This is a genomic window from Streptomyces virginiae, assembly GCF_041432505.1.
Taxonomy (GTDB): domain Bacteria; phylum Actinomycetota; class Actinomycetes; order Streptomycetales; family Streptomycetaceae; genus Streptomyces; species Streptomyces virginiae_A.
Genome location: NZ_CP107871.1, coordinates 3,407,082 through 3,429,330, shown reverse-complemented (window position 1 = coordinate 3,429,330; position 22,249 = coordinate 3,407,082). Strand labels below are relative to the sequence as shown.

Here is a 22,249-nt window from a genome sequence, read left to right as displayed (position 1 = left end):
CCCCCCGCCGGGGCTCAGTCGTCGGCCCGCACCACCGGGATCCACAGCTCGGCGTCCGCGTGCGTGCCGTCCTGCGACACCCGCGTGCGCGAGAGCGACGGGCCCGGACGGCTCCGGTACGGGTTCGACGGGAACCACTGCGTGTACACGTCCCGCCAGAGGTGCTGGACCGCAAGCGGGAACTCGCCCGAGGACTCGAACACCGCCCACGTCCCCGGCCCCACGTCCAGGTTCTCCGAAGCCCCCGGCACGTCCTCGTCGCTCAGGACCCCGTGGAAGTAGTCCAGTTCGGTGCCTTCCGCGTCCTGCGCGGAGTGGTTGTCGACCACGGCCAGGACCCCGCCCGGCTCACCCGACCCGTACGCCTCCCACCGCCCCAGCGTCTCCTTGCCGATGCTCTTGACGAACTCCACGATGGCCGGGTTCATCCCCTCGTAGACCAGCGGGACCCGCGTCCCCCTGCCCACGAGCCGGAACCCGTCCTTCTCCACCACCCGGTAGCGCATGCTGCTCCTCCCTTCGACGATCAACCGGAAGGACATCCGGGGCTGGGAGCGCAACGCCGCACCCGTCCGCCGCGCCTCGCCGGGGCCGACCCCGTGCATGGCGCGGAAGGCCCGCGCGAACGCCTCGCCCGAGCCGTAGCCGTACCGCACCGCGACATCGAGCAGCGTCCGCCGCCCGGCGAGCACCTCGGCCCCCGCGAGCGTCAGCCGTCGCCGGCGGACGTACTCGGAGAGCGGGATGCCCGCCAGCGCGGAGAACATCCGCCGGAAGTGGTACTCCGACGTCATGGCGATACGCGCCAGCTCGGCCACGTCGACGGGCTCGTCGAGGTGCTCCTCGATGTGGTCCATGGCCTGGTTCAGCCGCTCCAGCACTCCTGGCCGTCCTTCCCTCACGGATCTCCACGCTAGGGAGGTCTCCCTGTGCCGGACCCGACTTCCCGTGCCCGGTGCGGTCGGGTCGCCCCGCCCGTTCCCGCGCGGCCGGCGGCCGCGCGGGGGTAGGGCCAGGCCTACCCCCGGGACGCCCGCAGGAGGTATCCCGCTCCGCCGGGCCCCCGGATAGCTTGCCCGTATGGACGATCAGCCCCGCACCCCCTGGCCCGCCCTGGCCGGCGGCCGGTACCTGCGGTCCGCCCGGCCCTGGCGGGCCGCCGGATACCTCGCCGGCAGCGCCCTCACCGGGATCCCCGTGCTCCTGGCCCTCGTCCTCCTCGCCGGGGCAGGCGCCGCCCTCGGCCTCGTCCTCGTCGGCCTGCCGCTGCTCGCCCTGCTCTGCCTGGTCGGCGTACCGACCGGCGCCGTCGAGCGCCGCCGGCTGCGCCTCGTCGACCGCACCCCCGCCCGCACCCCCCACCGCACGCCCGCCGAGCCCGGCCTCCTCGCCTGGGCCCGGCTGCGCTACCGCGAGCAGGCCACCTGGCGCGAGCTCGCCTACGCGGTCCTGCACGGGCTGCTGCTCTGGTGGGTCGACCTCGCCGCCGTCGCGGTCCTCCTCGGTCTGCCGCTGCTGCTGCTCACCACCCCGCTCCAGCTCGCCCTCGCCGCCGACGGCGAGGTCAAGGTGATCAAGCTGTGGCTGGTCACCTCCTACCCGGCCGCCTTCGCCTGCGCCGCCGCCGGAGCCGTCCTGCTGCCCGTCCTCCTCCATCCGCTCGGCGCGCTCGCCGGGGCCCGCGCCGCCCTGACCCGCGCCCTGCTCACTCCCCGCGAGCGCGAACTGCAGGGCCTGCTCGCCGAGGTCACCCGCTCCCGGGCCCGGCTCGTCCACGCCTTCGAGGCCGAGCGCCGCCGGATCGAGCGCGACCTGCACGACGGCGCCCAGCAGCGGCTCGTCGCCCTCACCATGACTCTCGGCCTCGCCCGCCTCGACGCACCCCCGGGCCCGCTCGCCGACCGGCTCGCGACCGCCCACGACGAGGCCGGCAAGGTCCTCGCGGAACTGCGCGAGCTGATCCACGGCATCCACCCGCGGGTGCTCACCGACTACGGCCTCACCGGCGCCCTCGCCGATGTCGCCGAACGGTCCGCCGTCCCCGTGGACGCCGATCTGGGCACGGCCCTCCCGCGCCTGCCGGAGTCCGTCGAGGCCGCCGCCTACTTCGGGGTCTGCGAGGCCCTCGCCAACGTCGGCAGGCACAGCGGCGCGGCCCGCGCCACCCTCACCGCCCGGCACACCGGCACCGCCCTGCGCGTCGACGTCACCGACGACGGCCGCGGCGGCGCCGATCCGGCCGCCGGTTCCGGCCTGACCGGACTGGCCGACCGGATCGCGGTCCTCGATGGCACACTGACGATCACCAGCCCGCCCGGCGGCCCGACCGTTCTGAGCCTGGAGATCCCGTGCCCGGTGATCAGCCCCACGAGCAATCCCTGAGGATCGTCCTCGCCGAGGACGGGGTCCTGCTGCGCGAAGGACTCGTCGGCCTGCTGACGCGTTTCGGCCACCGGGTGGTGGCCGCCGTCGGCGACGCGGACGAGCTCCGCGCCGCCGTGGCCGCCCACACCCCGGACGTCGTCGTGACCGACGTACGGATGCCCCCGGGCCTGGCCGACGACGGACTGCGCGCCGCCGTCGAGCTGCGGGCCGCGCGCCCGGGCCTGCCCGTGCTGGTGCTCAGCCAGTACGTGCAGCGCTCGTACGCCGCCGACCTGCTGGATTCCGGGGACGGCAGCGGTGTCGGCTACCTGCTGAAGGACCGGGTCGGGCAGGTGGAGCAGTTCCTCGACGCGGTGGTCACGGTGGCCCGCGGCGGCACGGTGGTGGACCCGGAGGTCGTACGCCAACTGTTGCGTCGGCGGCGCGACCCGCTGGCCGCGCTGACCCCGCGGGAGCGCGAGGTGCTGGGCCTGGTGGCGGAGGGGAAGTCGAACGGGGCCGTGGCCCGGGAGCTGGTGGTGTCCGAGGCGGCCGTCGGCAAACACATCGGGAACATCCTGGGAAAGCTCGACCTGCCGCCCGCCGAGGACACCCACCGCCGGGTCCTGGCGGTCCTCGCGTACCTCCGCGGCTAATGGTTTTGAGCACCCCTGAGGACCGGGTAGTATTTTCTCTGTCAGCAGGCGCCGCTAGCTCAGTTGGTTAGAGCAGCTGACTCTTAATCAGCGGGTCCGGGGTTCGAGTCCCTGGCGGCGCACCTGTCCTTCGGGCGGTTTCCGGTCTCACCGGGAACCGCCCGAAGTGTTTTCCGGGCCCGTGCCAGGCCTGTCAGGCCCCGCCGGGCCTGTCGATCGGCTCCTCAGAGCGTGAGCGACAGCAGCAGCGGTGCGGCCTTCCGGTTCAGGGTGTCCGCGGCGGCGCGCAGCCGGTGTGCGTGCTCGACGGGCATCGACAGGGCCAGGCAGCCCACCGAGGCCCCGGCCGTGATCGGCACCGCCGCGCAGACGGTACCCACGGCGTACTCCTGCAGGTCCAGCATCGGCACGGTGGCGGGCTGGGCGTCCAGCTTGGAGAACAGGATCCGCTCGTTCACGATCGTCTTCGACGTGAGCCGGGCGATCTTGTGCCGGGACAGGTGGTCGCGCCGCCCGTTCAGGTCCAGCTGCGTCAGCAGACACTTGCCGACCGCGCTGGCGTGCGCGGCGGAACGGAAGTCGACCCACTCGTGCACCTTCGGGGTGCGGGGACTGTCCGCGAACTGTGTGATCCTGACCTCGCCGTCCACGTACCGGCTGATGTAGACGGCCGCGCCGACCGAGTCGCGCAGCCGGTCCAGGGTCTCCTGGAGCTTGTCGGTGAGCGCCTGCTGCCGGTCGATCCCGGAGCCGAGCAGGACGAGGGAATCCCCTATGGCGTAAGCACCGTCGGACACCTGCAGGACATATCCCTCCCGGCGCAGCATGAGCAGCATCGGAGCGAGATGGGCTGCGGGCAGGCCGGTCTCACGCGCGATCTGCACGTCCGTCACACCACCGGTGTGACGCGCGATCGTTTCGAGTACGCGTAGTGCGTACTGCACCGAGTGGAACGGCGCGGTCGGCTCGGGCTTCAGCGCCACGGTTTCCCCCTAGCAGGTTGTTACCGCTTGCCCTACCACGATAGCCATCAAGAGGCCCATGTGGAGCGCCTGTTGAGGAGATTGATGGCTCAATCAGGTCTGTCTGCCTGGATCTACTCCGCTGGCATATGCCATTGGCATGCGCGACGTCCCCCAGCGCCGGGAATGCCCGGCGGCCGCCCACGGTTCGAACTCTTCGTACGGTGTCGCACTGATGTCGTACGGACCGGAGAGCGAAACGGGAGCGACGATGAGTGACGCAGGGGACGACGCACAGGGCGACGCGCGCGGCAGCGGCGAGGCGAACCGGAACGCGGGCGACGGGATCCGCGCCACCGCGGCGGGCCGGGCGACCGTACCGCTCTCCGTCCTGGATCTCGTCACCGTCGGCGCGGGCAGCACCGCCCACGCCGCACTCCGCACGAGCGTCGAGATCGCCCGCCTCGCCGAGTCCCGCGGCTACCACCGCCACTGGGTCGCCGAGCATCACTCCATGCCCGGCGTCGCCAGCTCCTCGCCGGCCGTGATCCTGGCCCACCTCGCCGCGCACACCTCCCGCATCCGGCTCGGTTCCGGCGGGGTCATGCTGCCCAACCACGCCCCGCTCGCCGTCGCCGAGCAGTTCGGCACCCTGGAGGCGCTCGCCCCGGGCCGGATCGACCTCGGACTCGGCCGCGCCCCGGGCACCGACGGCCGCACCGCCGCCGCCCTGCGCGGACCCGGGCGCCTCGACGAGGCCGCCGACGAGTTCCCCCGAAGCCTCGCGGAGCTCACCCGCTTCCTCGACGACGACTTCCCCGACGGGCATCCGTACGCCCGCGTGCACGCCGTACCGGGCCCGGTCCAGGGCCCCACCGGCCGACCGCCGCTGTGGCTGCTCGGCTCCTCCGGCTTCAGCGCCCGCCTCGCCGGCGAGCTCGGCCTGCCCTTCGCCTACGCCCACCACTTCTCGGCGGCCGGCACCCTGCCCGCGCTCGACCTCTACCGCCAGACCTTCCGCCCCTCGGCCGTCCTCGACGCCCCCTACGCCGTCATCGGCGTCTCGGCGCTCGCCGCCGACACCGACGGGGCGGCCCGCGCCCAGGTGCTCACGGGCGCGCTGTCGATGCTGCGCCTGCGCACCGGCCGCCCGGGCCTGATCCCGACGCCCGAGGAGGCGGCGGCGTACGCGTACTCGCCGCTGGAGCGGGAGTTCGTGGACAGCTGGCTCGCGAACGTCGTCCACGGCACCCCGGACGAGGTCCGCACGGGGCTGGACGACCTGGCGAAGCGGACGGGCGCGGACGAGTTGATGCTGACCACCAACGCCCACAGCGGGGCTGCCCGGTTGCGTTCGTACGAGCTCGTCGCAGACGCGTACGGCATGCCGGTGGAGGCGCCCGCCGCCGATTGACGGCGTACGAACGGCGTTTGGCTGGTTTGTTGCCGAAACCTTGCGAGGAGCTGCCTGAAGGCAGCCTTAAACCGCTCGTCACCCGGGGTGGCGAGCGGTTTCTGATGTGCGCTCATGTCTCTGACTTGGGGAAATAGCGCCTGAGTGGTCTAGTCCTTCTTTGGTCCGAACCATTGACGTGGGGGTGGAGTGATCGCTATCACTTCTCTCACCCGAACCGCTTGAACTCCCCTCCCACCCCCACGGAGACAGCTCATGCACATCCGTAAACCCCTCCTCGCAGCCGCCGCCACGGCCGCGTTGGCCGCCGGAGCGCTGGCCTCCTTCGCGGGACTCGGCACCGCCCAGGCCGCCGACGCCTCGGCCGGGGCCGCGGCGGGCGGCGTCCGTATCGCCTACTACGACCAGTGGAGCGTCTACGGCAACGCCTTCTATCCCAAGCACCTCGACACCCGTGGCATAGCGGGCAAGTTGGATGTCATCAACTACTCGTTCGGCAACATCCACCCCACCAACCTCACGTGTTTCGAGGCGAACAAGGCGGCGGGCGACGACAACAACCCCAACGCCGGTGACGGCGCGGGTGACTCGTACGCCGACTACCAGAAGTCCTTCAGTGCCGCCGACAGCGTCAGCGGGGTCGCCGACAAGTGGGACCAGCCGATCGTCGGCGTCTTCAACCAGTTCAAGCAGCTGAAGGCCAAGTACCCCCACCTGAAGATCAACATCTCGTTGGGCGGCTGGACCTACTCCAAGTACTTCAGCGACGCGGCGAAGACCGACGCCTCCCGCAAGAAGCTCGTCTCCTCCTGCATCGACCAGTACATCAAGGGCAACCTGCCGGTCGAGGGTGGATACGGCGGCCAGGGCGTCGCGGCCGGCATCTTCGACGGCATCGACATCGACTGGGAGTACCCGGGCTCCTCCGGCGGCCACCTCGGCAACCACTACGCCCCCGAGGACAAGCAGAACTTCACGCTCCTGCTCAAGGAGTTCCGCGAGCAGCTCGACGCCTACGGCCAGGCCAACGGCGGCAAGAAGTACCTGCTGACCTCGGCCCTCCCGGCCGGCCAGGACAAGATCAAGTACATCGAGACGGACAAGATCGGCGCGTACCTCGACTACGCGAACATCATGACGTACGACATGCACGGCGCCTGGGACAGTGACGGCCCGACGTACCACCAGTCCCCGCTGTACTCCCCGGCCGGCGACCCGACCGACCCGATCGCGCCGGGCACCCAGAAGTACAGCATCGACAACGCGATCGACTCCTGGATCGACGGCAACCCGGCCTACGGCATCACCGGCGGCTTCCCCGCCAACAAGCTGACGCTGGGCTACGAGTTCTACTACCGCGGCTGGAAGGGCGTCCCCGCCGGGGCGAACAACGGCCTCGCCCAGTCCGCGACCGGCGCCTCCGGCGCCCGGCCCACCAGCCAGCAGGCCGGCATCGCCAACTACAAGGAGCTCGGCGGCCTCGTCGACAACCCGGCGACCACCTTCTGGGACGACCAGGCCAAGGCCTCGTACTTCTACAAGGACGGCGAGTTCTTCACCGGCCTCAACCAGAAGGCCGTCCAGGCCCGGGTCGACTACGGCAAGCAGCGCGGCCTGGCCGGCGCGATGATGTACTCCCTGCTCGGCCTGGACAACAACACCACCCTGCTGAACCAGATCTCGGACGCCCTCGGCGGCACCACCGTCCCGCCGACCACCCCGCCGACGACGCCTCCGACCACTCCGCCCACGACCCCGCCGACCACGCCCCCGACCACCCCGCCGACGGGCTGCGGCTCGACCCCGGCGTACGTCGCGGGCACGATCTACACGGCCGGCAACGAGGTCGCGCACAACGGCCGCAAGTACAAGGCCCAGTGGTGGACGCAGAACGAGACTCCCGGCACCACGGGTGAGTGGGGCGTCTGGAAGGACCTCGGCGCCTGCTGATCTCCCCCCACCCCGCGCCGAGCGACACCTCCGCCCCGCCCCCACTCTCCCGGGGGCGGGGCGGAGGTGTTCCTACCCGGGCGGGGTCCGCCCGTCGGCCTCGTGGCGGTGCACCTGCTCGATGACGCGGTGCAGCAGAGCGCGTGCGCGGGCGATCTCCTCGCCGGGGATGTCGGCGGTCAGCACGCGGTGCGCATCGGCGGCGCGCACCGTGATCCTCTCCAGTACATGGTGCCCGTGTGGCGTGAGGGTCAGGAGCGGCGAGCCGCGGTGGTCGGGGTTGGGTCGGAAGGCGGCCAGGTCCTCACGAACGAGATCGTTGGCGACGCGCTGCACCCCCTGGCGCGCGATCCCCAGGCGGCGGGCGGCCTGGGCCACGGTCAGCGGCTCCTCGGAGACCACGCTCAGCAGCTGCCACCGGGCCTGCGTCTGCCCTTCCGTCGCGGCGATCGCCTCGCCGGACCTGCGCAGCAGTCCCGCCGCCTCGAACACGTCCGCGACCAGCAGGGCCATCTCGTCGGGCATGCCGCCCCGCCTCCTTCGATTGACAACATGATGTCAGTGCGTAAACCTGTTGTCAGTATACGAGGGAGAAACCATGAGCACCGCGATCACCACCCTGCAAGCCGCCCTGGAGCGCGCGGCGACCGTCCGCCCCCAGGTCGGCGGCTTCCCCTACCTCGCCGAGGCCCTGCGCCGGGCTGGCGTCACCCACTGCCGGATGGTCGTACCGTCGAACGCCATGCTGTACCTCACGGACGCCGGACCGGTCGCGGTCCAGGGCGAGCCGCTGGTCACGGGCATCGTCGACGTCATGCCGTTCGACCGCGAGGCCCTTATCGCCGCACTGCGCGCCGACCAGGCGGGGGAGACCACGTTCCCCGAGTTCGTGCGGGGCTGCTGGAAGGCCGGCATCGTCCGGTACGACGTCGACCTGAGCGCGCGGACGTGCACCTACTACGGCGCGGACGGCGACAGCTACGTCGAGGCCTACCCGGCCGTCGAGATCTGACGTTCCGACCCCGCAACGTAGCGGAGCGATTACGCTCGGCCGCAGGCCGAATCCGGCTCCGACCCGCGTTCGTATGGGGGTTACCGTCCCATGGTCCAGGCCCGCGACATCGATCCCAGCGCCTCGCCGCTGGACTACTACAGCTACGAGCTGCGCCGGCTGAGAGAAGAAGCGGGCCTCAAGCAGGCACAGCTCGGCGCGATCATCTTCTGCACGGGCTCCCTGATCGGCATGATCGAGAACGGCAAGCGGGTCCCGACACGGGACTTCTCGGAACGGGTGGACGCCGCCCTCGGCACGGATGGTCACTTCTCCCGCCTGGTCGGGCTGGTCCTGCGGAGCGTGCTCCCTACGTGGTTCCAGGCTTACGCGGAGATGGAGGCCCGGGCGGCGTACATCTCCGCCTATCAGCCTCAATTGGTTCACGGGCTGCTCCAGACGGAGGCGTACGCACGGGCCGTGCTGGCGAGCGGGCTGCCGGACCGGCTCGAAGAGCTGGTCGAGGCCCGAATGGAACGCCACCGCATCCTGCGCCGGGAGAAGCCGCCGATGGTCTGGGTGGTGCTCGACGAGGGAGTGCTCCACCGGGAGATCGGAGGCCGCCAGGCGATGCGCGAGCAACTCGCCCATCTGCTGAGCTTCCGTGAGAACCGGTGGGTGCAGATCCAGGTTCTCCCCAACCGGGCGGGTGAACACGCGGGTCTGATCGGGGCGTTCAATGCGATGCGGTTCGCCGACGACCCGGACCTGGTCTACACCGAGGACCTCATCTCGGGCCATACGACGGCCAACCCCGACACCGTCCGGGAAGCCGCCCTTCGTTACGCTCACTTGCAGGCTGCCGCACTCTCTGTCGAAGACTCGGCGGCGTTGATCACGCGGGTCATGGAGGAGCGTTATGCGGAGCAACCAGAACCCGACAGGTGCCATGTGGCGTAAGTCCAGCTACAGCGGGAACACCGGCGGCGACTGCGTCGAGTGCTCCCCGCTCGGCACCGCCGCCTGGCGCACGGCTTCGTGCGGCGGAACCACCGGAGGGGACGGACAGGTCGCGGTCCGGGACTCCAAGAACACCGACGGGCCGGTCTTCACGGTCACGGCAGCCGCGTTCACCACCTTCGTCCGGAGCCTCTGAACCGTATGCGGGGCTTCTTCGCGATCGGCGGGCGGACGCTGTCGTACCTGGACTTCGGCGGTCCGGGTGCGCCGCTTCTGGCCCTTCACGGGCACTACAACGAGGCGTCGGCGTTCGCACCCTTGGCCGAGGCGTTGGCGCCGCGCTGGAGGGTGATCGCGCTCGATCAGCGAGGGCACGGCGAGTCCGATCGTGCCGAGGGCTACGAGCGGGACGGCTACGTCGCGGATGTCGCCGCCTTCCACCGGCACCTGAACATCGGCCCGGTGCCGGTGCTGGGTCACTCGCTGGGCGGGGTGAACGCCTACCAGTACGCCGCCCGGCAGCCGGATCGGGTCAGTGCGCTGATCGTCGAAGACATCGGTGCGGTGGTGGACTGCGACTGGTCGTTCACCCTGGCCCTGCCCCGCCCGGTGCCGTCGCGCCAGGATCTGGTGGCCGCACTGGGTTCGGCCGCCGCCTATCTGGAGTGTTCCTTCCGTCGTACCGAGGACGACTGGGGATTCTCGTTCGACGTCGACGACACCGTGGCGTCCCAGAAGGCCCTGGGCGGCGACCACTGGCAGGACTGGACGGCGGTGGCGTGCCCCACCCTGCTGATCCGTGGAACGCGCAGCGATGAGCTGGCCGCCGACCACGCCAGGGAGATGATCACCCGTCGTGCCGGCCGGGCGCGTCTCGTCGAGCTGCCCGCCGGACATGTCGTGCACCACGACGCCCCGGCCCGGTTCGCCGCCGCCGTCGAGGAATTCCTGTCCGCTCCGGGCCGCTGACGGAACGGGGCGCGAGCCGCCCTCTCAGAGCCAGCCCTGCTGCGCCGCCTTCAGGCCGGCCTCGAAGCGGCTCGTCGCGTGGAGGCGTTCCATCAGCGCGGACATCTGACGCCGGACGGTGCGCAACGACACCCCGAGCCGCTTGGCCGCCGCCTCGTCGGTCATCCCCGACGCCAGCAGCTTGAGCAGTTCCAACTCGGTCGCCGTCGGCCGGGAGTCGCTGGGGCGCGGGCGGTCGGCTCCGAGCGGGACGGCGGAGTCCCACGTCTGCTCGAACAGGGTGACCAGCGAGGCCACGATGCCCGGCGCGCTCGTGCACAGGGCGCCCAGGCGGGAATGGGCGGGGTCGATCGGGACCACCGCCACCGCCCGGTCGAAGATCAGCAGGCGCGGCGGCAGGAGCGGACTGGTCCGCACCTGGCCGCCCTCCTCCGTCAGCCACCGGGCGTAGGCCAGCGTCGTCGGATCGTTGCGCGCGCTGTCCTGGTACACCGAGCGCATCTCGATGCCGCGAGCCAGTGCCCGTCGGTCCAGCGGCCGGGAGGAGTCCAGGCTCGCCTCCGACAGCGCGCCGCCCGGCAGGATCGCCAGGCATTCCCGCGTCAGCCCGTGCGCGAGCTGCTCCAGCCGGCTCTGGATGGCGTCCATGCCCACCAGCCGTTCCGCGCCGTCGACCTCGGTGTTCGGGCTGAGCTCCGCGAACTCGGAAACCACCTGCGCCGCGGCCGCCTTGCTGCGGGCCAGCTCCTGCTGCTGCCGGGCCAGTTCCTCCTCCTGACGGCGCAGCAGGAGTTCCAGACCCAGCTCGGGCCGTACCGCCCGCAGCGCACCGGGGCAGTCCCGGGACGGTCTGAGCAGGTCGAGATCGACGAGCCGGTCCAGACCGGCGCGGACCTGGGCCTCGGGGATGCCGAGGCGGGCGCTGAGCTCGGCGATCCCTCCCGACGGGTCCGCCAACATGCCCCGGTACACGGCTTCCACGTCGGCCCCGAGCCCCAGCGTCTGCAGCATCTCCCAGCCCCCCGGCGGTAGTTGGGCCACATCCGGCAAGCGCGGCCACCGCGATCGTAGGCGATGTCTGTCACCAAGGTGCCAGGCCTGTTGGTGCCGGCCGGAACCTCTTCTTCGCGGGGTCCGGGGGCAGCAGCATGGTGACCACCGGGACGGCGGGGACGGAAGTCCCCGACTCAGGCCAGAGCCGCAAGGACGATCCGGATCAGCGCGCAGCACACCGCACCGAACGCATCGCCCGACGCCTCGTGACCCTGGGAGAAGCCATGTCCCGCACCGCCCGCCTCGCCGCTGCCGCCGCCGTCCTCGCCGCCCTCTGCGCCGCTACGGTCATCACCGTCCCGGTGGTCTCCTCCGCAGGCAGCCACCACGTCAGCGCCTCCGCCGAGGACAGCATCAACTGGGACGCGGCGCCCGCGTCCGTCGAGGACAGCATCAACTGGGACGCGGCGCCCGCGTCCGTCGAGGACAGCATCAACTGGGACTAGCCGGCGTGCGCGTCATCCGGGCCTCCCTCGCAGGGCCTCGTACCGATCCGGACCAGGAGGGCGTGCTCGCGCTCGTCTCCGATCTGATCTGGGCCCACACGCCCGCGGCGCACGGACTGGAGCACCTGCGGACCAGAGCCGCCGCCGACGGCGTCCACGTCTACCTCTTCCTGCGGGCCGCCTCCGAAGCCGCGGCCCTCGCCCAGGCCCGCGCCATCCTCGACGGCGCCCGCGCCCCGCTGCGGGCGCACGGCTATCGCACCGCCGGGCCGCTCCCGTGACCGTTCCTCAGGAGAACGCAGTGACCACCACCCTCCGTCAGGCTGCCCGCACGAGCGCGGTCGTCGCCCTCTCCACCGTCATCGGCGCCGGACTGCTCACCGCCGCGTCCGTCGTCACCGCCCCGGCCGCACAGGCCGCGACCACGTGCGGCGGGACCGCCTCGATCTACGGCGTCCTTCCCGACGGCCGGCTCACCTTCAGCAGCATCACCCCGGCCACCGGCGCGCTGAAGAAGGTGCGGGTCGGCGCGGACCTGGGGTTCGAGCCCAAGGCGATGGCCACCCTCAACTTCAACACGATCCTGGTGACCGCCACGTCCGGGGCGCTCTACCGTCTCGACGTCCTCACCAACAACGAGTCCCTCGTCCTGGAACGCCCGCCCGTCAAGATCTTCGACAGCGGCTGGACCCACGACAAGCTCACCTACGACGGCCACGGCCACCTGTACGGCACGGCGGGCGGGGTCCTGCTCCAGTACCTGGTCTCCCAGCCCAAGCCGACCGGCTCGGCGCACATCGGTCAGCGCAAGGAGATAGGGACCGGCTTCGTCCTGAAGACCCTCACGGCCGCCGGGGACGACCGCCTGCTCGCCACCACCTCGGCGGGCGCCCTGTACTCCTACAAGATCAACAGTGACGGTTCCTGGGACCGCGACGACCTCAAGACCTCCGGCTGGTCCGGCTTCGACCAGGTCGTGTCGCCCGGCGGTGGTCTGTACTACGGCCGGATCGAGACCACGGGTGCCATGTACTGGTACAAGGACGCCGATCCGGCCGACGGCACCGGCGCCGACATCGCGTACCACAACGACACACCGGTCAACACCGGCGGTTGGACGCAGGAGCTCCTCTCCGCCCAGCCCGCGACTTTCAGCTGCACCACCACCGCGGACCCGCTCGACGGCAGGGACATCCCCGCGGTGAAGGCGGCCGGCCGCGACCTGATGAACAAGCACGACGGCGGCGCCTGGAACAGCACCACCCAGTGGAACTGCCTGGAGCAGCTCTGGGACAAGGAGAGCGGCTGGCGCTACTGGGCCGACAACCCGAACTCGACGGCCTACGGCATCCCCCAAGCCCTGCCCGGTTCCAAGATGGACGCCTTCGGCGACGACTGGCGCACCAACCCGGTCACCCAGATCAAGTGGGGCCTGTCCTACATCGACGGCCAGTACGACACGCCCTGCGGCGCCTGGAACCACTTCCTGAGCCACAACTGGTACTGAGCGGCCCCGAGTCACGCCCGCTCGCCTTCCCCCCTCACCTCCCCGGCCCGACGCGCGTACGTCAGGGCTGCCCAGAAACCGGAGACACCCATGTCCTCGTCGTCCCGCAAGCGCCGCTTCGCCGCCACCCTGGCCGTCGCCGCCACCACCCTCGGCATGGTCACCCTCAGCTCGACGGCCCCGGCCCAGGCCGCCGCGATCTGCGGCGGCAACGTGTCGGTCTACGGCACGCTCCCCGACGGCCGCCTCACCTACACGGCGATAGCCCCCAACACCGGCGACCGCGTCAAGACCCTGATCGGCGCGAACCTCGGCTTCACGCCCAAGGCGATGGCCACCCTCAACTTCAACACCGTCCTGGTGACGTCGACGGCCGGCGAGCTGTACCGCGTCGACATCCAGACCAACGACAGCGCCCTGGCCCTGGCCGGGGTCACCAAGATCTGGGACAGCGGCTGGACCTTCGACAAGCTGACCTACGACGGCGCCGGCCACCTCTACGGCACGGTCGCCGGCGAGCTGCACCGCTACAACGTCTCCCAGGCCAAGCCCAGCGGACCAGCCCACATCGCCAAGCACGCGGTGATCGACACGGGCTTCGTCCTCAAGACGCTCGCCGCCGCCGGCGACGACGTCCTGATCGCCAGTACGGCCGACGGCCGACTGCTCTCGTACCAGATCAACGGCGTCGGGGACTGGGAGAGCTCGGTGCTCAAGAGCTCCGGCTGGTCGGCGGTCGACAACCTCGTCTCACCCGGCGGCGGCCTCTACTACGGCCGTACGAACGGCGGGATGTACTGGTACCACGACGCCGACCCCACCGACGGCAAGGGCGACGACATCGCCTACCACCCCGCCGACCCGGTCGACGCGAGCGGCTGGACCCAGTCCCTGCTCTCCGCCTTCGCCAATGACTGCACCTACCAGCCGCCGGCCCCGCCCACCCCGACGCCCTCCACCAAGGGCGGGCAGATCGCCCGCAGCGAGATCATGAGCCGCGCCGTGAACTGGCTGAACCGCGACATCCCCTACAGCCAGAGCGCCTACGCGTCCGACCCGGACGGCGACCACACCTACCGCACCGACTGCTCGGGCTTCGTCTCCATGGCCTGGCACGCCGGCACCAGCTACACGACCCAGAGCCTGCCGGGCGTCGCCGCCACCATCTCCAAATCCGACCTCCAGCCCGGCGACGCGCTGAACACCCTGGACGGGCACGTGGTGCTCTTCGAGAAGTGGGTCGACAAGGCCGCGGGGAAGTTCTCGTACATCCACGAGGCCAACACGAACGACGACATGATGCGCGGCCAGGACTACCTCAACGGCGGCAGCGACGGCCGCATCGCGGGCCACGCCGCCTCGGGCTACGTCGCCCTGCGCTACGACAAGGTCGTGAACGGCTGACCGAGGGCGCCGGCCGCCCACGCACGGAAGGCCGGACCGCCGACGGGCGGTCCGGCCTCCTCGTGTCGGAACTAGAACTGGTACTGGCCCACCGTGATGAAGTACCGGAGCTCCTCCGGAGTGCTGCCGTTCAGGAGCCTCTGGCACTCCGCGTACAGCGCGTCGCTGATGCCCGGGCGGGCGAGGATGCGGACGACATCCACGCGGTCGTCCTCGGCCCGGGCCAGACGCAGGCCGGTCTTCAGGAAGGCGGTGCGGTCCGCCGGGGCGCCGTCGAGGGCCTTGTTCGCCTCGCGCTTGACGCCCTTTCCGGTGGCCGGGTTGGTGTGCAGGATCCGGAGGATGGCGACCTTGTTGTCCTCGTCCTGGGCCTTCGCGAGGCCGGTGGCGAGGAACGCGACGCGGTCGGCCGGGGTGCCGTCGAGGGCCTTGTTGATCTCACGGGTGACGCCCTTGCCGGGCTTGCCGGCGAGGATCCGGAGGATGGCGACCTTGTTGTCCTCGTCCTGGGCCTTCGCGAAGCCCGTGGTCAGGAACGCCACGCGGTCCTCGGGGGTGCCGCTGAGGGCCGCGTTCGCCGCGCGGATCACGCCCTTGCCGCTCGCCGGGTCCGCCAGGATCTTGGCGATGGCGGCCGCGTTCTCCGTGTCGGAGCCCGGCGTCGCGCTCGCCGGAGCCGTGACCGACGTCTTGGCCGGCGCGGCGGTGGCGAGGGCCGGGGTAGCGAGCAGCAGGGCCGGGGCCAGGGCTCCGGCGGTCAGGGCGAGCGCGGTACGGGTGAGCTGCATGGTGGTTTCCCCCACAGTCAGGATCTTGGTCAAGAACCTTTGGCCTGAAGATCGTTACAGGGGGGTTCGGGGCTGTCCAGCGAGGAAAGAGCCCCTGGAAGGCCGTGGAACAGCCAACCGGAACAGCTAGCAGGGGTGGTCCGCGCCCGGCCGGGTGCCGATCATCTCGGCGATCCGTTCCGGGGCCACCGCCCGGGAGTAGAGCCAGCCCTGACCCGTGTCGCAGCCCACGCGCCGCAGCCGTGCCGCCTGCCCGGCGGTCTCCACGCACTCCGCGGTCACCGTCAGCCCGAGGCGGTGCGCGAGCTGCACCAGGGCCTCGACGATGGTCTCGTCGGCCGGATTCGGGTGCGTGCCCTCCTCGTAGCGGAATCCACGGACGAAGGAACCGTCCAGTTTCAGAACTGATACAGGGAGCCTGCTGAGGTAGGCGAGGTTCGAGTAGCCGGTGCCGAAGTCGTCGATCGCGATCCGCACGCCCATGTCGCTGAGCGCCTGAAGGGCCTGCAGCGGGCGACCGGCCGAGCCCATCACGGCCGACTCGGTCAGCTCCAACTGCAGCAGCTGTGGGGCGAGGCCCGTCTCTGCCAGGATCTCCGCGACATCGCCCACGAGGTCGGAGTCCCAGACCTGGCGGACGGCGACATTCACGGACACGAAGACGGGGGCGTCGCTGGGCTGTTCGATCTGCCAGCGTCGGGCCTGCCGGCAGGCGGTCCGCAGGACCCACTGCCCCAACTGGACGATGGAACCGTCCTCTTCGGCGATCCCGATGAACCGATTCGGCGTGAGTGTGCCGAATTGTGGATGGTTCCAGCGCACCAGGGCCTCGACCCCGCGCACGGAGCCGCTCTCCAGGTCCACGAGCGGCTGGTACTCCAGCTCGAACTCGCCCCGTTCCACGGCCGGTCGGAGCGTGGAGGAGAGAGCCTGGCGGGTCATGCGATGCGCGTTGCGTTCCGGGTCGAACAGCGTCCAGCGGGCCTTGCCGTCCGCCTTGGCCCAGTACAGGGTCGTGTCGGCGGCCTGCATCAGCCCGGTCGCCGAGGTGCCGGCCGTCGCCCGCTCCACGACCCCGATCGAGGCGGAGACCGACAGCCGCTGCCCGGCCAGGTCGAAGGGTTCCTGTACGGCGGCCAGCACGCTCCGCGCCAGATCGGCGAGTTGTTCGGTGCCGGTGGAGTCCTCCACCAGCAGGGCGAACTCGTCGCCGCCCAGACGCGCGACCAGGTGCCCGCCGGTGCGCCCGTAGCCGGACTGGTCGGCGCACTGGGTCAGTCGGGCGGCGACGGCGGTCAGCAGCCGGTCGCCGACCCGGTGGCCGAGGGTGTCGTTGACGGCCTTGAACCCGTCGAGGTCCAGGTAGCACAGCCCGATCCGGCCGGTGCCGCCACCGTGTTCGTACGAGGAGGCCTCCAGGGCGGCGGAGAGCCGCTCGAAGAACAGCGCACGGTTGGGCAGACGGGTGACCGGGTCGTGCATCTGCAGGTGGCGCAGGCGGGCCTGGAGGTCGCGGCGGTCGCTGATGTCGGTCACCGACAGCAGGACGTCCCCGGTTCCGGGGACGGGTCCGAGGGTGACCTCGGTCCAGAGCGAGTGTCCGTCGGGATGTTTGAGGCGGCGGGTGCAGCGCAGTCGGGCCTGCCGGCCGCGGAGCACCTCCTGGTACGCGGCCCAGGTGCGGGCCTCGGCGGCCAGGTCCACCAGGTCGGCGGCGGACCGGTGCACGAGGGTGTGCGGTTCGCTGCCGAGCAGCCCGGCGAAGGCCTGGTTGGCGGCGACCACGTAGCCCTCGCGGTCGACGACGGCCATGGCGAGGTGGGCCGCGTTGAAGGCGGCCCGGTAGTCGCGCAGGTCGGAGTCGGCGCGGTACGACGACGCCGGCGTGGCCTGGCCGGCCGACGCCGACGGCACTACCGGCACTGCCGGGTGACGCTCCGTAATGGCCGATCGGATGCTGTCGGCCGCCGAACCGGTTCCTTCTGAGGTTCCGCTCACCGTTGGCTCCCGCAGTGTTCGTGAGTGTCCGCGCAGGAAAGTGTGCCGATCATAGAGGCTGTAGGGAGGCCCTATCCAGCGGCGCCACCGGTTGAGACGGTTCGGTTCGACGTGATGACGGATCGTCGACGCGCGACCGGGCGATCGTTTCTGCGCGGCTCTGAGCATGCGGGGGCTTCTGCTGATCTCAGGTGATCGGTCGTGACGTTCTGTAGGCAGGGGCGTGAAGTTCGAGGGTCACCGACTTGCCGTATTACTCACTCGTGTGGGGCAGCGGAACAGGGCATTAGTAAGACAATCGCCTCAAGGTGGATGAACAGGTACGAATCCACCACCGGAGGTCGATGTGGCGCGACAGCAGACACCCGGGGGAGTGGAACGCTCCCGCCTCCGACGTACCGCCGCGGGGCTCACCTCCCTGACGGCGCTCGCCGCCATGTCGCTCGTCGCCGGCCCCGCGGTGGCCGACTCCGGAGCCGGACCCTGTGCGCTGACCCGCACCTCGGCGCACCACTCCCTCGGCCTGGACACCTGGAACGGCGCCTACCCCAAGCCGGAGCGCACCCTCGACGCCGTGATGGTCTTCCTCTCCTTCCCCGACCACCACAGCACCCTGAAGACCGAGGAGATCGTCGGCGACTACTTCCCCGCCACCAGCGACTTCTTCGAGCAGGCCTCGTACGGGCGGTTCCGGCTGGCCCCGCACCCGCAGAAGCAGTGGATCCAGATGCCCAAGCCGTCGACCGCGTACGGCATAAAGCGGGACTGGGCGGCCGCCGACCGGGCGTCCTACCTCCGGGACGCGGTCGCCACCGCCGATGCCCAGGTGGACTTCCGCAAGTACGACGTCGTCTACTTCGTCGCCGACCCGGACGCACCCGGCGTGGACTCCGACGCCACCAAGGTCGTCAACTTCGAGCACCCGATCGTCGCGGACGGCACGGAACTGCGGAGGATCGTCACGGTCTTCGAGCGCCACCCGCCGGACCGCAACGTTCTCGCCCACGAGACCGGGCACGTCTTCGACCTGCCCGACCTCTACCACCGGCCCACGGACGGCAAGGGCGACTGGGACACCTACGTCGGCGACTGGGACGTCATGGGCAGCCAGTTCGGCATGGCCCCGGACCTCTTCGCCTGGCACAAGTGGAAGCTGGGCTGGCTGGACCCCGCCCAGGTGGACTGCGTGCAGACGGGGTCCTCGATGCACACCCTGCAGCCGCTGGCCCAGGCCCCGCCGAGCGGCGGTACGGGCGGGACCCGGCTCGCGGTGATCCGTACCGGCCCCGGCAGCGCGATCGCCGTCGAGGCGCGGGGCTCCGCCGGCAACGACGGGGACACCTGCACGGAGGGCGTCCTGGTCTACCGGGTGCGCAACGAGGCCTCGTCGGGCGGCGGCCCCATCGAGGTGCTGGACGCCCACCCGTCGACGGAGGCGTGCTGGGACCGCTCGGTGTACCCGCCGCTGGCGGACGCGCCGCTGGAGGTCGGCGAGACGTACACCGTCCCGGGGGAGCGGATCACCATCGAGGTGGCGGACCGCACCCGATCCGGCGCGTACACGGTGAAGATCACGACGTGAGCGTGGGCGTGTCGGGGGACGGACCGCGGCGCGCCCCGCCGGACGACGAAGAAGGCCCCCACTCGCGTGGAGGCCTTCTTCCGTCTGTGCGCCGCCAGGGACTCGAACCCCGGACCCGCTGATTAAGAGTCAGCTGCTCTAACCAACTGAGCTAGCGGCGCTTGGTGACGAGAGAGACATTAGCAGGAGGATCCGCGGAACGAAAAATCGATATCCCCAGGTCCGGTCGGTGCGGGGCTGCGGGCCGCCCGTACGAAGGCCCAGAGCAGGGCCTCCGGCCCGGGAAGCCAGGGCTCGCGCGCGTCCGGGGCCACGAGCCACCGGGACTGGCCGGGGGTGGCGGCCAGCGGCGGCACGGTGACGGCGTCGCCGCGGCCGTGACACAGCGGCGCCGGGGCGGTACGGGAACCTCCCCACTCCTCCCACGCCAACAGGGCGGGCAGCCGGTGCGCGGTGCCGGGCGTGGCGAACAGCAGCATCCGGCCGCGGTGCACGGCGACCGGCCCGGAGCCGGGGCCCTCGGCCCAGAGCAGGTCCAGGACGCGGCGCCCGAGGACGAGCGGGACGTTGACGACGTCGAACGGGTCCCCGCAGGGCAGCGTGGCGGGCAGCCCGGGCCGCGCCTCCCACACCGCGAGCGTGCGCCGGGGGTGGGCGGCCGCCGAGGCGAGCCAGGCGGCGCCCTGCGGGGTGACGTGGGTGGCGGGCGCGGTGCGGGCGTGGGCCGTCGTCAGCGTCGTCATATGCCAGGTGTACCCGCCGTAGCGATTTGGATGCCTGGAGTTACCGAAAACCGGGACGGGGAAGGTGTCGTTGGAGTATTTTGCGCACCGCCGGTCCGCCGCGTTCGGCGGTGCGCGCTCGACGGCCTAGGTGAGATCGGTGCCGGTGCCGCGCTGGAGCGTCTCGCCGAATTCGATCATCTTGAGGGCGTAGTCCTCGGTCCACTCGGCCTGTTCGGCGATCAGCGCCGGCGAGAGCCGGTCGAACCGGCGGGGATCCGCCAGCTGGGCCGCCGCCAGGGCCTGGAACTCCACCGCCCGCTCCTGCGCGGCCCGGAAGGCCAGCGTCAGCTCGGTCGCACGGGTCAGCAGCTCCCTCGGGTCCTCGATCGACTCCAGGTCGAAGAAGTGCTCCGGGTCCGCCACGGCCTCCGAGGGCTCGAAGAGCAGAGGCGCCGGCCGCAGCCGCCGCTCGGTCCGCTCGGGCTCTGCCATGCGTGTCCTCCTGCTGCGCGTGCGAAGTGATTCCGGGCCACCGTCCATTGTCCAACGCCACGCAAGACCCCTGCGCGACGGGCTGGAACACCCGTACGGCCGATGGGGCGCGCGAGCAGATCGGCGGGCTCGGTGACGGATGAGTCGCACGCGTGATCGACCGACGGCGACATCCGCGCCGATCCGCACCCCCGCCACCCGGTCGCGGGCGCCGACCGGGTGGCGGAGGCGGGTGGCGCCCGCGGCGGGGAGCCGGCTCGGACGGCTCAGACCGTGACGGCCTCGGTGGCGCGCCGCGCGGCCAGTTCGGCCACGTCGTCCAGGACCCCGGCGAGTTCGCCCGCGAGCGCCTCCGGGGCCTGGAAGCCCTCGGGCCCGAGCAGCTTGGGGATGCCCGGGATCGCGACGGAACGCTCGGCGGGCAGCATGCCGAGGCGGGTGAGGACCGGCAGCAGCATCTCGGCGGCCGGGACGCCGCCGGTGGGGCCGGCGCTGTAGCTGACGATGCCGACCGGCTTGCCCTTCCACTCGTTGTAGAGGAAGTCGATGGCGTTCTTGAAGGGGGCGGTGAAGCCGCCGTTGTACATCGGCAGGACGAAGAGGAAGGCGTCGGCCGAGTCGACCAGGGCGCTCCAGTCGCGGGTGTGCTGGTGCGCGTAGTTGCCGGTGGAGGCGTACTCGGGCTCGTCGAGGAAGGGCAGGGCGATCTCGGCGAGGTCGACGGAGGTGACGTCGAAGCCGCCCCGCTCGCGGGCCTGCTCGGTGACCCAGCGGGCGAGCGGACGGCCGGCGGAGGTCGGGCGGGTGGCGGCGGAGATGACGTGCAGGCGGGTCATGGTGGAGACTCCCCGTTCGGTGCGGTTGTTGATGTGTCACCTAATGAAATGCAGGATCTGAATGACATGTCAACCAGGTAAGTGATGTGTCACCGACCTGGCTAGAGTGGCGGACATGACCCCCGCACCGGAGCCAGGGCCTCGCTGGCTCACCGAGTCCGAACAGGACGCCTGGTACGCGTGGCGACGGATGTTCCCGCTGGTCAACGCCGAGATCGCGCGCGACCTCACGCAGGACAGCGGACTCTCCGAGGCCGATTACGACGTCCTCTCCGTGCTCGGCTCCACGGACGGCCACCGTATGCGCATCAGTGCGCTGGCCGAGCTCATGCGCTGGTCCCGCAGTCGGCTGTCCCATCAGCTCACCCGCATGGAGCAGCGCGGCGCCGTCCGCCGCGAGGAGGTGGCCACCGACGGCCGGGGCGCGGAGGTGGTCCTCACCGACGCCGGCGTCGCCCTGATCACGGAGGCGGCCCCGCTCCACGTGGAGTCGGTGCGCCGCCACCTGATCGACGCCCTGACGCCGGACCAGCTCCGCACCCTGGCCGAGGTCGGCGAGGTGCTCCGCGAGCGGCTGGGCGCCCGCCGTAAATCGTGAGCCGGCGAGGGCTCTCGCTCGCGGCGCCGCCGGGCCTCAGACGGTGAATCCGGAGATCCGTACGTGCGCGACGTCCCCGTCCTCGTGGTCGAGCTCGATGCGCACTCCGTCCGCGAGCCGGCGGCCGGCTTCGTCCTTGACGGGCGCGCGGCCCGGCAGCTGCGGGCTCGCGCACGCGTCGCTGTCCAGGCAGTCCAGGGAAAACTCCGCCTCGGGATAGGAGGTCCGCAGCCATGCCTCCGTCTCCTTCCGGGGCGCACGGAAGTCCAGCTCGTACGAGATGCTCAACCACTGGCCGGTGGTGCACTTCCGGTCGCGCGTCCCCGCGGGCAGCTCGGCGGCGCGGACGAACCGGGCCGCCTGGTCGCACGGCACGCCCAAGGTGCCGACGAAGGCCGCCGACACCTGGTACGCCCACCAGCCTCCGACGGCCAGTACGGCCGTCGTGCCGGTGATCACGAGCCACGTCGTGAGGCGCTTGCGTCGTACGGTCATCACTGAAGAACCCCCTGGTCACCATCACTTGAACATGTTCAAGGATGCGATCGGGAGGG

The 22,249-nt window shown here is 71.2% G+C and carries 23 protein-coding genes, 2 tRNA genes and 1 pseudogene; 15 read left to right on the top strand and 11 right to left on the bottom strand.

What is annotated here, in order from left to right:
* Nucleotides 1-14: 14 nt before the first annotated feature.
* Complete coding sequence (locus OG624_RS16035; protein ID WP_371639524.1) at nucleotides 15-881, bottom strand: helix-turn-helix domain-containing protein; 867 nt, start codon at nucleotides 879-881, stop codon at nucleotides 15-17.
* Nucleotides 882-1,080: 199 nt separating this feature from the next.
* Here OG624_RS16035 and OG624_RS16030 point away from each other — a divergent pair, with 199 nt between their 5' ends.
* From OG624_RS16030 to OG624_RS16020, 3 genes are all read left to right on the top strand, one after another.
* On the top strand, nucleotides 1,081-2,382 hold the full coding sequence (locus OG624_RS16030) for a sensor histidine kinase (protein ID WP_371639523.1): 1,302 nt from the start codon (nucleotides 1,081-1,083) through the stop codon (nucleotides 2,380-2,382).
* Nucleotides 2,349-3,020 carry a response regulator gene (locus OG624_RS16025; RefSeq protein WP_033224787.1) on the top strand — a complete coding sequence of 224 codons (672 nt, stop codon included), beginning with the start codon at nucleotides 2,349-2,351 and terminating at the stop codon, nucleotides 3,018-3,020. Before OG624_RS16030 ends, OG624_RS16025 begins: the two co-directional genes overlap by 34 nt.
* 48 nt (nucleotides 3,021-3,068) lie before the next feature.
* A tRNA-Lys gene (locus tag OG624_RS16020) sits at nucleotides 3,069-3,142 on the top strand.
* Between the two features lie 102 nt (nucleotides 3,143-3,244).
* Here the strand turns inward: OG624_RS16020 and OG624_RS16015 are convergent.
* Complete coding sequence (locus tag OG624_RS16015) at nucleotides 3,245-4,003, bottom strand: IclR family transcriptional regulator (protein ID WP_030012142.1); 759 nt, start codon at nucleotides 4,001-4,003, stop codon at nucleotides 3,245-3,247.
* 250 nt (nucleotides 4,004-4,253) lie between these two features.
* On the opposite strand from OG624_RS16015, the gene OG624_RS16010 reads away from it, so the two are divergent.
* Both OG624_RS16010 and OG624_RS16005 read left to right on the top strand, forming a co-directional pair.
* Nucleotides 4,254-5,396, top strand: a complete 1,143-nt coding sequence (locus tag OG624_RS16010; RefSeq protein WP_033224843.1) for an LLM class flavin-dependent oxidoreductase — start codon at nucleotides 4,254-4,256, stop codon at nucleotides 5,394-5,396.
* A gap of 255 nt (nucleotides 5,397-5,651) precedes the next feature.
* Entirely contained in the window at nucleotides 5,652-7,346 is a 1,695-nt protein-coding gene (locus tag OG624_RS16005) for a glycosyl hydrolase family 18 protein (protein ID WP_161288375.1), read from the top strand.
* Nucleotides 7,347-7,418: 72 nt separating this feature from the next.
* Here OG624_RS16005 and OG624_RS16000 read toward each other — a convergent pair whose 3' ends face one another.
* Nucleotides 7,419-7,871: a MarR family winged helix-turn-helix transcriptional regulator gene (locus OG624_RS16000; protein WP_266441716.1), complete on the bottom strand. Its 453-nt coding sequence runs from the start codon at nucleotides 7,869-7,871 to the stop codon at nucleotides 7,419-7,421.
* Between the two features lie 73 nt (nucleotides 7,872-7,944).
* On the opposite strand from OG624_RS16000, the gene OG624_RS15995 reads away from it, so the two are divergent.
* The 4 genes from OG624_RS15995 (at nucleotide 7,945) to OG624_RS15980 (ending at nucleotide 10,266) form a co-directional block, all read left to right on the top strand.
* Complete coding sequence (locus OG624_RS15995; protein WP_371639522.1) at nucleotides 7,945-8,358, top strand: DUF1398 domain-containing protein; 414 nt, start codon at nucleotides 7,945-7,947, stop codon at nucleotides 8,356-8,358.
* A gap of 90 nt (nucleotides 8,359-8,448) precedes the next feature.
* On the top strand, nucleotides 8,449-9,297 hold the full coding sequence (locus tag OG624_RS15990) for a helix-turn-helix domain-containing protein (RefSeq protein WP_266441712.1): 849 nt from the start codon (nucleotides 8,449-8,451) through the stop codon (nucleotides 9,295-9,297).
* Nucleotides 9,287-9,493 carry a DUF397 domain-containing protein gene (locus OG624_RS15985; protein WP_237545243.1) on the top strand — a complete coding sequence of 69 codons (207 nt, stop codon included), beginning with the start codon at nucleotides 9,287-9,289 and terminating at the stop codon, nucleotides 9,491-9,493. The genes OG624_RS15990 and OG624_RS15985 overlap by 11 nt, the downstream gene beginning before the upstream one ends.
* A gap of 5 nt (nucleotides 9,494-9,498) precedes the next feature.
* On the top strand, nucleotides 9,499-10,266 hold the full coding sequence (locus tag OG624_RS15980) for an alpha/beta fold hydrolase (RefSeq protein ID WP_033224795.1): 768 nt from the start codon (nucleotides 9,499-9,501) through the stop codon (nucleotides 10,264-10,266).
* Nucleotides 10,267-10,290: 24 nt separating this feature from the next.
* On the opposite strand, the gene OG624_RS15975 is transcribed toward OG624_RS15980, so the two are convergent.
* A complete protein-coding gene (locus OG624_RS15975; protein WP_033224797.1) occupies nucleotides 10,291-11,277 on the bottom strand; it encodes a helix-turn-helix transcriptional regulator in 987 nt (328 codons plus the stop codon).
* A 137-nt stretch (nucleotides 11,278-11,414) separates the two neighbouring features.
* On the opposite strand from OG624_RS15975, the gene OG624_RS15970 reads away from it, so the two are divergent.
* From OG624_RS15970 to OG624_RS15955, 4 genes are all read left to right on the top strand, one after another.
* A complete protein-coding gene (locus tag OG624_RS15970; protein WP_371639521.1) occupies nucleotides 11,415-11,765 on the top strand; it encodes a hypothetical protein in 351 nt (116 codons plus the stop codon).
* Between the two features lie 5 nt (nucleotides 11,766-11,770).
* Complete coding sequence (locus OG624_RS15965) at nucleotides 11,771-12,046, top strand: hypothetical protein (protein ID WP_030771259.1); 276 nt, start codon at nucleotides 11,771-11,773, stop codon at nucleotides 12,044-12,046.
* Nucleotides 12,047-12,066: 20 nt separating this feature from the next.
* Nucleotides 12,067-13,272: a peptidase S1 and S6 gene (locus tag OG624_RS15960; RefSeq protein ID WP_371639520.1), complete on the top strand. Its 1,206-nt coding sequence runs from the start codon at nucleotides 12,067-12,069 to the stop codon at nucleotides 13,270-13,272.
* Nucleotides 13,273-13,362: 90 nt separating this feature from the next.
* Nucleotides 13,363-14,676, top strand: coding sequence for a tachylectin-related carbohydrate-binding protein (locus OG624_RS15955; protein ID WP_033224800.1), 1,314 nt, complete (start codon nucleotides 13,363-13,365; stop codon nucleotides 14,674-14,676).
* 71 nt (nucleotides 14,677-14,747) lie between these two features.
* On the opposite strand, the gene OG624_RS15950 is transcribed toward OG624_RS15955, so the two are convergent.
* Nucleotides 14,748-15,464 (bottom strand): ALF repeat-containing protein, encoded by a 717-nt coding sequence (locus OG624_RS15950; RefSeq protein ID WP_371639519.1) that lies wholly within the window; start codon nucleotides 15,462-15,464, stop codon nucleotides 14,748-14,750.
* Between the two features lie 126 nt (nucleotides 15,465-15,590).
* Complete coding sequence (locus OG624_RS15945) at nucleotides 15,591-17,462, bottom strand: putative bifunctional diguanylate cyclase/phosphodiesterase (protein ID WP_244290956.1); 1,872 nt, start codon at nucleotides 17,460-17,462, stop codon at nucleotides 15,591-15,593.
* Between the two features lie 346 nt (nucleotides 17,463-17,808).
* Between OG624_RS15945 and OG624_RS15940 the strand changes: the two genes are divergently transcribed.
* Nucleotides 17,809-19,044 carry a M6 family metalloprotease domain-containing protein gene (locus OG624_RS15940; RefSeq protein WP_033224802.1) on the top strand — a complete coding sequence of 412 codons (1,236 nt, stop codon included), beginning with the start codon at nucleotides 17,809-17,811 and terminating at the stop codon, nucleotides 19,042-19,044.
* Between the two features lie 87 nt (nucleotides 19,045-19,131).
* On the opposite strand, the gene OG624_RS15935 is transcribed toward OG624_RS15940, so the two are convergent.
* The 4 genes and pseudogenes from OG624_RS15935 to OG624_RS15920 form a co-directional block, all read right to left on the bottom strand.
* Nucleotides 19,132-19,205: transfer RNA gene (locus OG624_RS15935), tRNA-Lys, on the bottom strand.
* Nucleotides 19,196-19,787, bottom strand: a pseudogene (locus tag OG624_RS15930) (bifunctional DNA primase/polymerase). The gene OG624_RS15935 and the pseudogene OG624_RS15930 overlap by 10 nt, the downstream one beginning before the upstream one ends.
* 126 nt (nucleotides 19,788-19,913) lie before the next feature.
* Complete coding sequence (locus OG624_RS15925; protein WP_030728746.1) at nucleotides 19,914-20,261, bottom strand: hypothetical protein; 348 nt, start codon at nucleotides 20,259-20,261, stop codon at nucleotides 19,914-19,916.
* A gap of 266 nt (nucleotides 20,262-20,527) precedes the next feature.
* Nucleotides 20,528-21,097: an NADPH-dependent FMN reductase gene (locus OG624_RS15920; protein ID WP_033224804.1), complete on the bottom strand. Its 570-nt coding sequence runs from the start codon at nucleotides 21,095-21,097 to the stop codon at nucleotides 20,528-20,530.
* A 115-nt stretch (nucleotides 21,098-21,212) separates the two neighbouring features.
* Between OG624_RS15920 and OG624_RS15915 the strand changes: the two genes are divergently transcribed.
* Complete coding sequence (locus OG624_RS15915; RefSeq protein WP_161291050.1) at nucleotides 21,213-21,695, top strand: MarR family winged helix-turn-helix transcriptional regulator; 483 nt, start codon at nucleotides 21,213-21,215, stop codon at nucleotides 21,693-21,695.
* Between the two features lie 36 nt (nucleotides 21,696-21,731).
* Here the strand turns inward: OG624_RS15915 and OG624_RS15910 are convergent, their stop codons facing one another.
* Complete coding sequence (locus OG624_RS15910; RefSeq protein ID WP_371639518.1) at nucleotides 21,732-22,190, bottom strand: hypothetical protein; 459 nt, start codon at nucleotides 22,188-22,190, stop codon at nucleotides 21,732-21,734.
* Between the last annotated feature and the right edge of the window lie 59 nt (nucleotides 22,191-22,249).

Excerpts from the sequence above, each read along its gene's own strand:
- OG624_RS16005 (WP_161288375.1), top strand. The coding sequence starts at position 5,652 with ATGCACATCCGTAAACCCCTCCTCGCAGCCGCCGCCACGGCCGCGTTG.
- OG624_RS15990 (WP_266441712.1), top strand. The coding sequence starts at position 8,449 with ATGGTCCAGGCCCGCGACATCGATCCCAGCGCCTCGCCGCTGGACTAC.
- OG624_RS15970 (WP_371639521.1), top strand. The coding sequence starts at position 11,415 with ATGGTGACCACCGGGACGGCGGGGACGGAAGTCCCCGACTCAGGCCAG.
- OG624_RS15910 (WP_371639518.1), bottom strand. The coding sequence starts at position 22,190 with ATGACCGTACGACGCAAGCGCCTCACGACGTGGCTCGTGATCACCGGC.
- OG624_RS16000 (WP_266441716.1), bottom strand. The coding sequence starts at position 7,871 with ATGCCCGACGAGATGGCCCTGCTGGTCGCGGACGTGTTCGAGGCGGCG.
- OG624_RS15975 (WP_033224797.1), bottom strand. The coding sequence starts at position 11,277 with ATGCTGCAGACGCTGGGGCTCGGGGCCGACGTGGAAGCCGTGTACCGG.
- OG624_RS15950 (WP_371639519.1), bottom strand. The coding sequence starts at position 15,464 with ATGCAGCTCACCCGTACCGCGCTCGCCCTGACCGCCGGAGCCCTGGCC.
- OG624_RS15985 (WP_237545243.1), top strand. The coding sequence starts at position 9,287 with ATGTGGCGTAAGTCCAGCTACAGCGGGAACACCGGCGGCGACTGCGTC.
- OG624_RS15980 (WP_033224795.1), top strand. The coding sequence starts at position 9,499 with ATGCGGGGCTTCTTCGCGATCGGCGGGCGGACGCTGTCGTACCTGGAC.
- OG624_RS15925 (WP_030728746.1), bottom strand. The coding sequence starts at position 20,261 with ATGGCAGAGCCCGAGCGGACCGAGCGGCGGCTGCGGCCGGCGCCTCTG.
- OG624_RS15995 (WP_371639522.1), top strand. The coding sequence starts at position 7,945 with ATGAGCACCGCGATCACCACCCTGCAAGCCGCCCTGGAGCGCGCGGCG.
- OG624_RS16030 (WP_371639523.1), top strand. The coding sequence starts at position 1,081 with ATGGACGATCAGCCCCGCACCCCCTGGCCCGCCCTGGCCGGCGGCCGG.
- OG624_RS16010 (WP_033224843.1), top strand. The coding sequence starts at position 4,254 with ATGAGTGACGCAGGGGACGACGCACAGGGCGACGCGCGCGGCAGCGGC.
- OG624_RS15915 (WP_161291050.1), top strand. The coding sequence starts at position 21,213 with ATGACCCCCGCACCGGAGCCAGGGCCTCGCTGGCTCACCGAGTCCGAA.
- OG624_RS15955 (WP_033224800.1), top strand. The coding sequence starts at position 13,363 with ATGTCCTCGTCGTCCCGCAAGCGCCGCTTCGCCGCCACCCTGGCCGTC.
- OG624_RS15920 (WP_033224804.1), bottom strand. The coding sequence starts at position 21,097 with ATGACCCGCCTGCACGTCATCTCCGCCGCCACCCGCCCGACCTCCGCC.